This window comes from Nocardioides alcanivorans, from assembly GCF_021555175.1.
Lineage (GTDB): Bacteria > Actinomycetota > Actinomycetes > Propionibacteriales > Nocardioidaceae > Nocardioides > Nocardioides alcanivorans.
Genome location: NZ_JAKGRW010000006.1, coordinates 169,601 through 182,500, shown reverse-complemented (window position 1 = coordinate 182,500; position 12,900 = coordinate 169,601). Strand labels below are relative to the sequence as shown.

Genomic DNA, 12,900 nt, shown 5'->3' with positions numbered 1-12,900 from the left:
CGATCGCCACGGCCGTGGCCGCATGGATCCTGCCGATCACCGCTCCCGTCGTGGCCGCGGTCTCGCTTCTCGGAGGCGCTCTGGCGTACGTCGTGGGGCGAGTCGGGGGCATCGTCACGAGGCCGACGTGGTCACCGGACGCGGTGAGGTGTCACGCAACGTGCACGACCTGGTGACGGACGCCCGGCAACTGGTGCTGTGGCAGCGGGACCGCGAGAGACTCGAGGCGGTGGCCGCAGCCGACCGGGGAATCGCTCAGGCCTCCGTCGCCGCAGCTCGAGCCGTCGCGACAGCTCGAGCGGTCGCCGGCACGGTCGCCGTCATCGGAGTCGTGGGCACGGCTGCCCTGCTGGCCGGGCCACTCGCGGGCGGAGAGCTCCGCGCCCCGATGGCAGCCCTGGCGCTGCTGCTCCCCTCGCGCTGGCCGATGTCATCACGCCGTTGGCAGATGCTGGCGCCCTCGCCACCTGGGTCCGCGCCGCCCGCGCACGGATCGACGCCTTGGCCTCGACCGCCCCCGCGGTGAGCGACCCCGTACGCCCGGCTCCGCTGCCGGGGCACGCTGGCGACGTACGCCTCGCCGGTGCCACGGCGCGTTGGGAGCCCAGCACCCTGCGATCGACCTGCCCGACGTGGCGATCGGCCCCGGCAGCCGCATCGGTGTCGTCGGTCCCTCGGGCAGCGGCAAGTCGACACTCGCCGCCGTGCTGGTGCGCCACCTCGACACCGACACCGGCTCGCACACCCTCGGTGACACGCGCAGCCGCGACCTGCGTCTCGACGACGTCCGCGCGACGGTCGGCCACCTTGCCGACGACCCGCACGTCTTCGCCTCCAGCGTGCTGGAGAACGTGCGCCTGGCCCGGCCAGAAGCGAGCGACGCCGACGTGTGGCGGGCGCTCGAGGCGGCCCAGCTGGATGCGTGGGTCGCTGACCTTCCCGACGGCATGCACACCCACATCGGCGACGGTGCGGCCGCAGTCTCCGGCGGAGAGCGGGCGCGGCTGGGCATCGCTCGTGCGGTCCTGGCCGACACTCCGGTGCTGGTCGTCGACGAGCCCACGGCCCATCTGGATCCCGAGACCGCCCGCGCCGTGGCGGACACCCTCCTCGACACAGATCCTGCGCGCCCACTCGTGTGGATCACCCACGACGGCATCGCGCTCGATCGGATGGACGAGGTCGTCACGTTGTGACTCGATCCGGCAAACCTCTGACGCACGGGGCTGATCAGGTGTAAGCACCTCCCATGGGAATTTTCTCCCGGCTGGGCGCATCGCTGGTTCCCGCGCTCAACTCAGGGGTCTGGGCGCTCGTCTTCCTCGAGGACCGTTCCGGCCCCAACCTGCTGATCGTCCCGATGCTCATGGCGGCCGTGGCGGTGGGCCTGCGCCGGCCGCTGCTCGGCGTGCTGGTGCTGGGAGCGACCGGCGCCTTTGCCGTGCTCATCGGTCTGAGCTACGGCGAGCTCGAGCTCTTCGTGGGCTGCCTCGTCGTGCTCGGTTGGGCTGGCCGCTACGCCATCTCCGTGTGGGTCGGCATCCTGGGCGTCGCCCTCGTCGCCGGGTCCGCATCCCTGCGCGACGGCTTCACCCTGCGCAAGCTCGTCGTCAGCACGTTCGTCTTCGGCTCCGTATGGCTCTTCGGACGACTCGTCCGGCACCGCGCGATCGCCGCCGCGCGCGCGATCGAGGAGGCCGAGGAACTTGCCCACACCGATCCCCGCGCCCTGGCCCACCCGCGAACAGCCGACGAGCGGCGCCGGGTGGCCGACGGCGCCGCTCGCAACCTCCGCGTCGCCGTCCACGACATGGTCACGGCGATCGACGCCATCTTGAGCGATCACGCTCCGGACCTGGCTGCCGTCCGCCGCGTCCGGGAGCGCGGCGCCCGTACCGTCGAGGAGCTGCGCAACCTCCTCGTGATCCTCCGTGCCGAGCCTGCACCCACGCTCGGCTCCGCGCCACCTCCCCGAACCCGCTGCGCTTCGACCTGGCCCTGGCTGCTGTCGCTGCGGCCTTCGCACTCCTGGGCCTGTGGCGGGTCGACGGCTGGGCGGGCAACCATGGGCTGCCACTCGCCTACGCGGGCGTGGTCACGGCGCTCGCGCTCCGCCGTACGGCGCCGCTGGTCGCCGGTTCGATCCTCACCATCGCAGCGATCCCCTTGGCGCTGGTCCCGCCCCAGGACCCCGAGTCGCTGCTCCTCATCGCGGCTGGCGATGCGGCTGTCTGTTGGGTCCTGAGCACGCTCGGTGGCCGCCGCCGCATTGCGGTGATCGCCGCCCTCGCAGCGGTCTCTCTGGCGCTCGGTAGCCGCTTCGGTGCCGACGGTGCCGCCTTCATCGGCGTCGTCCTCGTGATCTCCCTCGCCTCGGGCATGGCCTGGTATGAACCCGATCGCATGCTGATCCGTGCCCGAGCGCGCAGCCAGCTGCTGCGCACTGCGCTGGAGGAGGCCACTGCCGAGGCCGTCCGTCAGGAGCGGTTGCGCATCGCCCGCGACCTGCACGACGCGACGAGCCACGCAGTGGGCGTGATGCTGCTCCAGGTCAGCGCTGCCGAGGCCCAGCTGCGTACCGACCCGCAGCTGGCCCTGGCAGCCCTGGCCACCGCCAAGCAGGCTGGTGAGCAGGCGAAGGAGGCCAGCAACCCCCTGCTACCGGGACTGGGCGCGTCCGACCTGCCGGGGGTCGACACGCTGAGGACCGAGTTGGTGGCCCTGGTGCAGCAGTGGCGCGCCTGCGGGATGAGGGTGAAGGCCACGATCAACCCACCGCTGCTCGTGCCGCCGGAACTCGCCGTCACCTGCTACCGCGTCGTCCAGGAGGCGCTCACCAATGCCTCACGCCATGCCCCGGGAGGCGAGGTCGAGGTGCGCGTGCTCACCCATCGCAGACAGTTCTTGGTCGAAGTGGAGGACACCGGTGCCACCAAAGCGGTATCTTCCACATCAAGCGGCGAAATGGGGCTGGCCGGGCTGCGCGAACGCGTGGTGGCCAATCTGGGCCACTTCACCGCTGTCTCCCGGGGTAAAGGTTTTCGGGTGACGGCCCGCTTCGAACTACCCTCATCTCGGAGTCGCTCATGATCAGCGTGGTGGTGGCGGACGACCACCCTCTCGTACGCAACGGCATCCGCGCCGTGCTCGAGGCGGAGCACGACATCTCGGTGACCGCAGAGGCCGCGAACGGGCTCGAAGCGGCCGATCTGGCCGCTCACCACGACGTCGACGTGGTGCTCATGGACGTCGAGATGCCCACCCACGACGGACTCAGCGGGCTCCACCACATCCGACAGCGCAAGCTGCGCGCCGCCGTTCTCATGCTCACCCTCTACGACCTCGACGACTACGTCACCGGTGCCCTCCGCGCCGGTGCCGACGGCTTCCTGCTCAAGACCAGCCCGCCGGAGGAGATCACCGCAGCGGTGCGCGACGCACATGCCGGCAGGCTGGTCTTCTCGCGGCCCGTCGGGGAGCGGCTTGTCGACGCCTACCTCCAACGACCCGACTCCCCACAGGCAGCCCTGGCCCACTTGCTCGGCCGGCTCAGCCAGCGCGAGCTCGAGGTCTGGCGTGCCCTCAGCGAGGGCCTCAGCAACGCGGAGATCTCGCGACGCCTCCACCTGAGCGAGGCGACCGTCAAGACCTACGTGACCCGGCTGCTCGGCAAGCTCGAGGTGCGCGACCGGGTGCAGGCCGTCGTGCTCGGTTTCCAGTCCGGGCTGCACCTCGAGGCCCCCACTCCTCCGCACCCGCGTCCGTCATCCGAAGGTTGATCCAGATTCGCGACCTTCGGGCGATGTGAACGGCCAGTAACAATTTCTAGACTCATCGGCCCGCCCCGCGGTCGCTGATGACCAGCTCTCCGGGGCGAGTCCATCTCTCGACCGGAGGAGTCCTTCCCATGGGTTTGCGCACCCTGATGCGAACCACCACCACCCTCGTGGCGACCACCGTCGTCGCTGCACTGCTCACCGCACCCAGCGCCACCGCGCGTCCGTGCCACGGCTGTGATGACCCGGAGCTCCCCGGCCCCGGCGGACCCAACTGTCCCACCATCAATGCCACCACCGATCCGTGGATCGAGGCCCCGGTGAGCCCGGCTCAACCCAAGGTCGGCGACACCGTCACCGCCCGGACCGGCGTCTGGAGCAATGCCTCGAGCATGAAGGTCCGCTGGTACGTCGGCACCAGCGGCGTCGGCAGCACCCAGAGCTTCGCCAGCTACGTCTCCAACCGCACGTTGTCCTACACCGTCAAGGCCGACGACATCGGCAAACCTGTTCGTCTCTGGGTCCGTGGCCTCGGGTCGGACCCAGCGTGTGTGAAGGACGAGTTCTCCGATGACACCGCCGCCGCGACCCAGGGCAGTGCCCCGGTCCCGTCGTCGGCCCCCACGGTCACCGGCACCCCCAAGGTCGGCGTCACCCTTCGGGCCAACCCCGGCGTCTGGAGTCCCACACCGGACTCGTTCGAGTACGTCTGGCGCTGGCACGGGGGCGATGATGACGGCACCCACCGCGGCACCGGCCGTGACTACACACCGACCGGCGCCGACCAGGGCAAGCAATTGCGGGTCGAGGTCAGCACCGTCCTGGCCGGTCACCTCGCTGCGACGAGGACGCCGACGACGGCCACCGTGCTCCCCGGTGACGCCGTCACCGCCAGCACCGCTCCCAGTGTCACCGGCAACCCGGTCTACGGCGAGACCCTCACCGTCGACGACGGAGCCTGGGCACCCACCCCGACCAGCATCGACCGCCAGTGGCTGCGCGACGGACAGCCGATCGCCGGAGCCACCGCGGCGACGTACCAGCCGGGTGTGAAGGACGTCGGCACCACCGTCAGCGTCCGGGTGAACGCCCAGCGCGACGGCCATCCGTCCGGCACGGCGACCGTGGCGGTCGGCAAGGTCCAGCTCGCACCGAAGCCGGTGTGGACGGGCAAGAAGGTCGCCCTCAAGGGCAAGGACAAGGTGAAGAAGAAGGTCAAGGTCGCCCTCGGCCCCAAGAAGATCCTGAAGCGGGCAGCGGCACCGGACGCGAAGATCACCTACCAGTGGCTCCGCAACGGCAAGGCGCTCAAGAAGTCCACCAAGAAGGCCCACCAGATCAAGAAGGCCGACCGCAAGAAGAGGCTCAAGGCCCGCATCACCATCACCCGCCCCGGCCACCACCCGCTGGTCATCACCACCAAGGCCGTGAAGATCAAGAACAACGCCAAGTTGATCCGCTGAAGGCTGAAATCGCGATAGTCCCGGACGAACTTGTCCTCATTCGACACTGCGAGGAACAAGTTCGTCCGGGACTATCCGGGGTGGGAGGTCAGACCTCGATCACCACGGGCACGATCATCGGGCGTCGGCGGTGGGTGTTGGAGACCCAGCGACCGATGACCCGGCGCATCTGCTGTTGCAGCTGGTGGGTGTCGCTGACGCCCTCGTCGAGCGCCCGCTGGAGTACGTCGAGGATCGGCTCACGGATGGCGGCGAAGGTCTGGTCGCCCTCGGCGAAGCCACGCGCATGGATCTCGAGCTCGCCGACCTTGCCGGCGCTGGTGTCGACCACGGCGATGACGGAGATGAAGCCCTCCTCGCCCAGGATGCGGCGGTCCTTGAGCGACGCCTCGGTGATGTCGCCGACCGACTGGCCGTCGACGAAGACATAGCCGCACTCGACCTTGCCGACGATCTCGGCCTTGCCGTCGATGAGGTCGACGACCACGCCGTCCTCGGCGATCACGACGTTCTCGACGCCGGTTTGGCGAGCCAGCTCGGCGTTGGCCTGCATGTGACGGATCTCGCCGTGCACGGGCAGCACGTTGCGCGGCTTGACGATGTTGTAGCAGTAGAGCAGCTCACCGGCGCTGGCGTGGCCACTGACGTGGACGAGCGCGTTGCCCTTGTGGACCACCTTGGCACCCCAGCGCGCCAAGCCGTTGATCACCCGGTAGACGGCGTTCTCGTTGCCAGGGATCAGCGAGGAGGCGAGCACGACGGTGTCGCCCTCCTCGATGTGCACGAAGTTGTGGCTGCGCTGGGCGATGCGGCTCAGGGCGGAGAGAGGCTCGCCTTGTGAACCGGTGGAGATGAGCACCTGACGCTCGGGTGGCAGGTCGGCGAGCGCCTTGGCGTCGACGACGACCCCCGGAGGCACCTGCAGGTAGCCGAGGTCACGGGCCACGCCCATGTTGCGCACCATCGACCGGCCCACCCAGGCCACCTTGCGGTTGTGGGTGACCGCGGCGTCGAGCACCTGCTGCACGCGATGCACGTGCGAGGCGAAACAGGCCACGATGATGCGTTGGTTGCTCTCGTGGAAGACCCGGTCGAGCACCGGGGAGATCGACTTCTCGGCTGTAGTGAAACCCGGCACCTCGGCGTTGGTGGAGTCGGTCATGAAGAGATCGACGCCCTCCTCACCGAGGCGGGCGAACGCACGCAGGTCGGTGATGCGCCCGTCGAGCGGCAGCTGGTCCATCTTGAAGTCGCCGGTGTGGAGCACCATGCCGGCGCCGGTGCGGATCGCGACGGCGAGCGCATCGGGGATGGAGTGGTTGACCGCGACGAACTCGAGGTCGAAGGGACCGAACTGGATCCGCTCGCCCTCCTTGACCACGTGGTGCACGGTCTCGCGGAGCCGGTGCTCTCGCAGCTTGGAGCCGAGCAGCGCCAAAGTGAGCTCGGAGCCCACCAGCGGGATGTCCTGACGCTCACGCAGCAGGTAGGGAGTGGCGCCGATGTGGTCCTCGTGACCGTGGGTGAGCACGAGCGCCTCGACCTTGTCGAGCCGATCACGGATCGACGTGAAGTCGGGAAGGATCAGGTCGACGCCCGGGTGGTGGTCCTCGGGGAAGAGCACCCCGCAGTCGACGATCAGGAGACGGTCGTCGTACTCGAAGACGGTCATGTTGCGGCCGACCTCGCCGAGGCCGCCGAGCGCGGTGATCCGCAGACCCCCACTCGGCAGCGCGCTGGGTTCGCTCAGTTCAGGATGCGGATGGCTCATCGATCTCCTTTGATCGGATGGGGCCCCTCACAGGAGGCCGGACGCCGAGAGCCCGGCCCGGAGGGCCACGACCTCGTCGTCGTCGAGCGGGACGAGCGGGCTTCGCACGAACCGGTTGTCGATCACTCCCAGCAACTGCAGGGTTGCCTTGGCGGTCGTGGCTCCGTAGTTGGGGACGCCCATGATGGCGTCGATCGCGGGGAGCATCCGCGAGAAGATCTGTCGGGCCCCGGCCGCATCACCCGCGAACCAGGCGTCGTGCATGGCTCGCAGTTGGTCGCCAGCGGCATGGCCGGCGACGGAGACGAAGCCGACGGCACCATGCGCGAGCCAGCCGAGGTTGTTGCCGTCGTCACCGGAATAGACGGCCAGCCCGAGCTCCTCGGAGATCCTCAGGCCACGGACGAAGTCACCGACGGCGTCCTTGACCGCGACGACCTGGTCCCATTGCGCTGCGACCCGGTAGGTGTCGAAGGCGATGGTCGTGCCAGTGCGGCTGGGCACGTCGTAGAGCATCACCGGCAGGTCGCTGGCGGCGACGACCTGCTCGAAGTGGTGCAGCAGGCCCTTCTGCGAGGGCTTGTTGTAGTAGGGCGTCACCAGGAGTACGCCGTCGGCGCCGCGCTCCTGGGCCTGCTTGGCCAACTCGACAGAGTGCACGGTCGTGTTGGTGCCCACGCCGGCGACGAGTTTGGTGTCGGGACCGACAGCCTTGCGCACGGCGGCGAGGATCTCGCCGTCCTCCTCGATGCTGGTGGTGGGCGACTCACCGGTGGTTCCGGAGACGACCAGTCCGTCGTGCCCGTGGGCCACGAGGTGCTGGGCAATGCGGGCAGTGCCCACGAAGTCGACGGAACCGTCGTCGTTGAACGCGGTGGCCATCGCGGTCAGCACGGTGCCGAGCGGGGCCTGCGGAGCAGCGGAGGTCATGGCATGAGGTTATCCCTCTCCGCCGGGCCCGATGCGGATGGGCTCGCCCAGCTCGGTCTGCGAGGACGCGGCCACCACGCGGGGGCAGCCCTCGACAGAGCTTGCCTGCCCCAACTAGCCTGACCGCCGTCCACTGGGAGGTGTGATGGCCGACACATGCGGCGACGTGACGCACCGAGCCTACGAGCTCGCGCTCGGGGCCGGACTCGGCTTCTGGGAGCGCAGCACCCAGGTGCGCACGAGCCTCGGCTCGGAGCAGGCCCGAAGCGGCCTCCTCGCCACCCTCGGCGGAGCTCGTCGACGCAAGGCCGCACACCTGATGCTGCACACGTTCGACGGCGGGCTCGTGGTCGAACGTCTCCGCGGTGGCGTGCGTGGCGCCCCTTACGGGGCCGTGACCGCCGTCCTCCTCGACATCGACTCACCTCGAGGAGACGCGTCCATCGGTCTCAGACTCACGTTCGATGACGGCAACCAGCTGGTGGTGGTGGAGCAGCCGCAGGGCGACGCCCAGCCACTGGTCGAGGTGGCCGGGCGCTGCCGGACGTCGTCGCGTTCGCGCGTGTCGCGGCAGGAGGCCGCAGCAGCCCTGCGCGACCCGGGCTGGATCTGACCCGCCACGGTCATGCCGTTCAGACGTGCGGCATGACCTCGTCGGCGATGAGCTGCAGCTGGTCGAGGTCCTCGAGATCGAGCACCTGCAGGTAGATGCGCTCGGCACCAACCTCGCCGTACTGCTTGATCTTGGCGATCACCTCGTCCGGCGTGCCAGCGAGCCCGTTCTCACGCAGTTCGTCGGACTCACGCCCGATCCGGCCGGCCCGACGGGCGATCTCGGCCTCGTCCCTTCCTACGCAGACGACCAACGCGTTGGACCACGTGAGGTCATCGGGGTTGCGGCCCACGGCGTCGCACGCCGCGCGCACCCGGGCGAACTGGTCACGTGTGGTCTCGAGCGAGACGAACGGCAGGTTGAACTCGTCGGCATGGCGGGCAGCGAGGGCCGGCGTACGGCGCTTGCCGAGTCCTCCGATGAGCACCGGCGGGTGCGGGTCCTGGGTGGGCTTGGGAAGCGCGAGCGAGTCCGTGAGCTGGTAGTGCTCACCCGCGAAGTCGTAGCGCTCCCCCAACGGCGTCGTCCAGAGCCCGGTGATGACCGCCAACTGCTCCTCGAAGCGGTCGAAACGGTCCGCGGTGGCCGGAAACGGGATGCCGTACTGCGTGTGCTCGGCCTCGAACCAGCCAGCACCGATGCCGAGCTCGATGCGGCCCCCGCTCATCTGATCGACGTTGGCGACCTGGATGGCCAGCACGCCGGGATGCCGGAAGGTGGCAGACGTCATCATCGTGCCGAGGCGGATCGTGCTGGTGTCGCGGGCCAGGCCAGCCAGGGTGGTCCATGCGTCCGAGGGACCGGGCAGGCCCTCGGTGCCCATCCCCAGATAGTGGTCGGAGCGGAAGAAGGCCCCGAAACCGAGGTCTTCGGCGGCGAGGGCGACGCGGAGGAGGTCGTCGTAGGTCGCCCCCTGTTGGGGCTCGGTGAAGATGCGCAGTTCCATGGGGCCCACCCTGCCACTGGCTGGCAAGACGATGAAGGTCAGGAACCTTGGGTCCGACGTACGAGCTCGACGGCCTCCGCGTCGCTCACGCCGAGTTCCCGCATGCGCGACACGAAGCCGGCCGCCGCCTCGCGGACGGCTCTCTCCCGTCCGGGGCCCAGCACGACGGTCCCGGCCCGACCACGAGTCGCGACGACCCCGGTGGATTCCAGTTCCTTGTAGGCGCGCGCGACGGTGTTGGCGGCAAGGCCGAGCTCAGTGGCCAGGGTACGGACCGGTGGCAGCTTGTCGCCCGGCGCCAGGACACCGGCATCCACCGCGGCGACGATCTGCAACTTCACCTGCTCGTACGGCGCCTCTGCGGCATGGACGTCGATGACGATCTTCACCGTCGGGCCCACCAGACCCAGTCGAGCGGCGGGTCGAGATCCCTGCGGGACTCGCGCCTCGTCTCGACCCATTCGGCCTCGTCGAAGGCCGGGTAGAAGGCATCGCCCTCCACCTCGATGTGCATCTCGGTGAGCACTTGGTGGGTGGCGCGTGGCAGCGCGAGGGCATAGATCTGCGCGCCGCCGGCCACGAACACCTCGGATCCCTCGGCCAGGGCCAGGGCTTCGTCGAGTGAGTGCGCGACGTCGACACCGTCAGCGGCCCAGTCCGGGTTGCGGGTGATCACGATGGTCCGCCGGCCGGGCAACGGACGGCCGATGGACTCGTGGGTGAGCCGCCCCATGACGAGGGTGTGTCCGAGGGTCGTTGCCTTGAAGTGCGCGAAGTCCTCGCGACTGTGCCACGGGATGTCGGGCCCGTTGCCGATCACCCGGCCCCGGGCGTGGGCAGCGATCAAGGTGAGCGTCATACCGCGATCGGCGCCTTGATGCCGGGGTGCGGGTCGTAGTCGCGCACCTCGATGTGTGGCAGGTCGAAGGCATCGATCTCGGTCACCGACGGGTCGAGCCAGAGGGTGGGCAACGGGCGCGGGTCTCGGGTGAGCTGGAGCTGCGCCTGCTCGAGGTGGTTGCTGTAGAGGTGGGCGTCGCCCATCGTGTGCACGAAGTCGCCGACCGCCAGGCCGGTCACCTGGGCGACCATGTGGGTCAGGAGAGCATAGGAAGCGATGTTGAACGGCACCCCCAGGAACACGTCGGCACTGCGCTGGTAGAGCTGGCAGCTGAGCTCGGCCGGGCCGTCCTCGACGGGGCGCACGTAGAACTGGAACATCGTGTGGCACGGCGGCAGCGCCATGTCGTCGACGTCGGCCACGTTCCACGCCGACACGATGTGGCGGCGCGAGTCGGGGTTGGTGCGGATGCCGTCGACGAGGCCCTTGATCTGGTCGATGCTCCGGCCGTCGGGCGTGGGCCAGGAACGCCACTGGTAGCCGTAGACCGGGCCGAGATCGCCGTCCTCGTCTGCCCACTCGTCCCAGATCGAGACACCACGCTCCTGCAGCCAACGCACGTTGGTGTCGCCGCGCAGGAACCACAGCAGCTCCGCGAAGACCGAGCGGGTGTGGATCTTCTTCGTGGTGACCAGGGGGAAACCCTTGCGCAGGTCGAAGCGCATCTGGTGGCCGAAGACACTGCGGGTCCCGGTGCCGGTGCGGTCACCCTTGTCGACACCCTCATCGAGGATCTGCTGGACCAGGTCGAGGTACTGCTGCATCTCTCCCGTGCTCCGTCAGGCGCTCAGGGACATCGGGCCGTAGACCTCGCGGTCGGCCTCGAGCAGCGTCACCTGGTCGACCCCCGCGTCGGCGAGGTCGGGGAAGAACTCACCCAACCACGACTCGGCGTCCGACTGGCTCGGGAAGGCCTGATCGGCGAGGTCGCCGGAGACCGCAACCTCTGCGCCGCTCGCGTCGAGCAGGCGCCAACGCCACGGCTGGTCGGAAGCGGGTGAGTCACGGAACGTTGGCGGCTGGTCGGGCAGCATGCGCCCAGCCTAGATCAGCGCGCCGCCAACGCGGTGGCGGCGCCGCCGCACGGCGCGGAGCCAGCGGTCGGCGCGGGGTCCGTAGTCTGTCGCCCGTGACTCTTCGCCTGCTCGGGACCGGTGCCGCCGACGGCTGGCCCGCTGCCTTCTGCACCTGCTCGTCGTGCACCACCGAGCGCGCCGCGGGCCGGGTGCGGGCACAGTCAGCGGCACTGCTTGACGACAGCGTGCTGCTCGACTGCGCTCCCAGCACGCCCTTGGCGGCCGAACGGCTCGGGATCTCGCTCGCCGACGTGTCCTTGGTGCTCTTCACGCACCAGCACAGCGACCACTTCTCGCCCGCCACGTTGATGTATCGCTCCTGGAGCAGTGCTGCTCCCCTCACCGTGGCCGGTCCTCCCGACGTGGTGCGGACCGCCGCCCAGTGGGTGCTCCCCGACAGCGGAGTCGACTTCGTGCCGGTGCGTCCCGGGGACTCCTTCACCCACGGCGCCCACCGGGTGCGGGTGCTCGCGGCCGACCACGCCACCGGACTCGGCGTCGAGGACGAGCCGGACGCCGTGCTCTTCGACGTCTCGGGCCCTTCCGGTCGAGTGCTCTACGCCACCGACACCGGCCCGCTCCCGGAGGCGACGGTCGGTGCGGTCCGCGACGCCGCCTTCGACGCGGTGGTGCTCGAGGAGTCCTTCGGGGACAAGCACGACCACGGCACCCGCCACCTGGACCTCACCACCTTCCCCGAACAGGTACGCCGCCTCCGCGCCGTGGGCGCGGTCGTCGCGGGCACACGCGTGGTCGCCACGCATCTCTCGCACCACAACCCGCCCACCCCGGAGTTGACGCGTCGGCTCGCTGACTGGGGAGTCGACGTACTCCCGGACGGGGCGGAGGTGCTGACCGGGGCTGCAGCACCGGAGCGGCGGGGCACCCTGCGCACCTTGGTGATCGGCGGTGCCCGGTCAGGCAAGTCGAGGGAGGCCGAGCGGATCCTGGCAGGCGTCGCCGACGTCACCTATGTGGCCACTTCCTATCCGCCGGGGCCCGATGTCGAGTGGCAGGAGCGCGTGGCCCGACACGTGGCGCAACGGCCGGACCACTGGCAGACGTTGGAGACCCTGGACCTGGTCGGGCTCCTGCAGGACGACGGAGCTCCCCTGCTCGTCGACTGCCTGACCCTGTGGCTGACCCGGGTGATGGACCGCCACGACGCCTGGGACGACGAGACCTGGGAGGCGAACGCCCAGAAGGCCGTCGGCGAAGAGATCACCGCGCTCGTCAAGGCCTGGCAGACCACGACGCGGCGCGTCGTCGCGGTCTCCAACGAGGTCGGCCAGGGCGTCGTGCCGGACGGGGCGGGCACTCGCCGGTTCCGCGACGAGATGGGCCGGCTCAACGCAGCGATCGCCGCGGTCAGCGAAGACGTGCGGCTCGTCGTGGCCGGCCGGGTGGTGGCACTGTGAGCGCGC

At 69.7% G+C, this 12,900-nt stretch carries 15 protein-coding genes; 8 read left to right on the top strand and 7 right to left on the bottom strand.

Translation table 11 applies throughout. From position 1 onward, the window contains the following. Positions 1 to 127 precede the first annotated feature (127 nt). The 6 genes from L1066_RS03775 to L1066_RS03750 all read left to right on the top strand — a co-directional run bounded on the left by L1066_RS03775 (position 128) and on the right by L1066_RS03750 (position 5,239). The gene (locus L1066_RS03775; RefSeq protein WP_235735046.1) at positions 128 to 526 is read left to right on the top strand and encodes a hypothetical protein; all 399 of its coding nucleotides are present in this window, start codon (positions 128 to 130) and stop codon (positions 524 to 526) included. A 70-nt stretch (positions 527 to 596) separates the two neighbouring features. Beyond that, positions 597 to 1,196 (top strand): ATP-binding cassette domain-containing protein, encoded by a 600-nt coding sequence (locus L1066_RS03770; protein WP_235735045.1) that lies wholly within the window; start codon positions 597 to 599, stop codon positions 1,194 to 1,196. A 53-nt stretch (positions 1,197 to 1,249) separates the two neighbouring features. Then, positions 1,250 to 2,245 carry a hypothetical protein gene (locus L1066_RS03765; protein WP_235735044.1) on the top strand — a complete coding sequence of 332 codons (996 nt, stop codon included), beginning with the start codon at positions 1,250 to 1,252 and terminating at the stop codon, positions 2,243 to 2,245. Between the two features lie 134 nt (positions 2,246 to 2,379). Beyond that, the gene (locus tag L1066_RS03760) at positions 2,380 to 3,090 is read left to right on the top strand and encodes a sensor histidine kinase (protein WP_312006974.1); all 711 of its coding nucleotides are present in this window, start codon (positions 2,380 to 2,382) and stop codon (positions 3,088 to 3,090) included. After that, positions 3,087 to 3,779, top strand: a complete 693-nt coding sequence (locus L1066_RS03755; RefSeq protein ID WP_235735043.1) for a response regulator — start codon at positions 3,087 to 3,089, stop codon at positions 3,777 to 3,779. Before L1066_RS03760 ends, L1066_RS03755 begins: the two co-directional genes overlap by 4 nt. 128 nt (positions 3,780 to 3,907) lie before the next feature. Continuing rightward, complete coding sequence (locus L1066_RS03750; RefSeq protein ID WP_235735042.1) at positions 3,908 to 5,239, top strand: hypothetical protein; 1,332 nt, start codon at positions 3,908 to 3,910, stop codon at positions 5,237 to 5,239. An 88-nt stretch (positions 5,240 to 5,327) separates the two neighbouring features. Here L1066_RS03750 and L1066_RS03745 read toward each other — a convergent pair whose 3' ends face one another. Then, the gene (locus L1066_RS03745) at positions 5,328 to 7,010 is read right to left on the bottom strand and encodes a ribonuclease J (RefSeq protein ID WP_235735041.1); all 1,683 of its coding nucleotides are present in this window, start codon (positions 7,008 to 7,010) and stop codon (positions 5,328 to 5,330) included. A gap of 27 nt (positions 7,011 to 7,037) precedes the next feature. After that, the gene (dapA, locus tag L1066_RS03740) at positions 7,038 to 7,940 is read right to left on the bottom strand and encodes a 4-hydroxy-tetrahydrodipicolinate synthase (protein ID WP_235735040.1); all 903 of its coding nucleotides are present in this window, start codon (positions 7,938 to 7,940) and stop codon (positions 7,038 to 7,040) included. A 145-nt stretch (positions 7,941 to 8,085) separates the two neighbouring features. On the opposite strand from dapA, the gene L1066_RS03735 reads away from it, so the two are divergent. Continuing rightward, a complete protein-coding gene (locus L1066_RS03735; RefSeq protein ID WP_235735039.1) occupies positions 8,086 to 8,553 on the top strand; it encodes a hypothetical protein in 468 nt (155 codons plus the stop codon). 19 nt (positions 8,554 to 8,572) lie between these two features. On the opposite strand, the gene L1066_RS03730 is transcribed toward L1066_RS03735, so the two are convergent. The 5 genes from L1066_RS03730 to L1066_RS03710 are packed head-to-tail and all read right to left on the bottom strand — an operon-like array spanning position 8,573 to position 11,434. Then, the gene (locus tag L1066_RS03730) at positions 8,573 to 9,499 is read right to left on the bottom strand and encodes an LLM class F420-dependent oxidoreductase (protein ID WP_235735038.1); all 927 of its coding nucleotides are present in this window, start codon (positions 9,497 to 9,499) and stop codon (positions 8,573 to 8,575) included. Positions 9,500 to 9,537: 38 nt separating this feature from the next. Beyond that, positions 9,538 to 9,900: a GntR family transcriptional regulator gene (locus tag L1066_RS03725; RefSeq protein WP_235735037.1), complete on the bottom strand. Its 363-nt coding sequence runs from the start codon at positions 9,898 to 9,900 to the stop codon at positions 9,538 to 9,540. Then, the gene (locus L1066_RS03720; RefSeq protein ID WP_235735036.1) at positions 9,885 to 10,358 is read right to left on the bottom strand and encodes a dihydrofolate reductase; all 474 of its coding nucleotides are present in this window, start codon (positions 10,356 to 10,358) and stop codon (positions 9,885 to 9,887) included. Before L1066_RS03720 ends, L1066_RS03725 begins: the two co-directional genes overlap by 16 nt. Then, positions 10,355 to 11,164 carry a thymidylate synthase gene (locus tag L1066_RS03715; RefSeq protein ID WP_235735035.1) on the bottom strand — a complete coding sequence of 270 codons (810 nt, stop codon included), beginning with the start codon at positions 11,162 to 11,164 and terminating at the stop codon, positions 10,355 to 10,357. Before L1066_RS03715 ends, L1066_RS03720 begins: the two co-directional genes overlap by 4 nt. Before the next feature lie 15 nt (positions 11,165 to 11,179). Further along, positions 11,180 to 11,434: a hypothetical protein gene (locus L1066_RS03710; protein ID WP_235735034.1), complete on the bottom strand. Its 255-nt coding sequence runs from the start codon at positions 11,432 to 11,434 to the stop codon at positions 11,180 to 11,182. 95 nt (positions 11,435 to 11,529) lie between these two features. Here L1066_RS03710 and L1066_RS03705 point away from each other — a divergent pair, with 95 nt between their 5' ends. Beyond that, positions 11,530 to 12,894, top strand: a complete 1,365-nt coding sequence (locus tag L1066_RS03705; protein ID WP_235735033.1) for a bifunctional adenosylcobinamide kinase/adenosylcobinamide-phosphate guanylyltransferase — start codon at positions 11,530 to 11,532, stop codon at positions 12,892 to 12,894. The last annotated feature ends 6 nt before the right edge of the window (positions 12,895 to 12,900 follow it).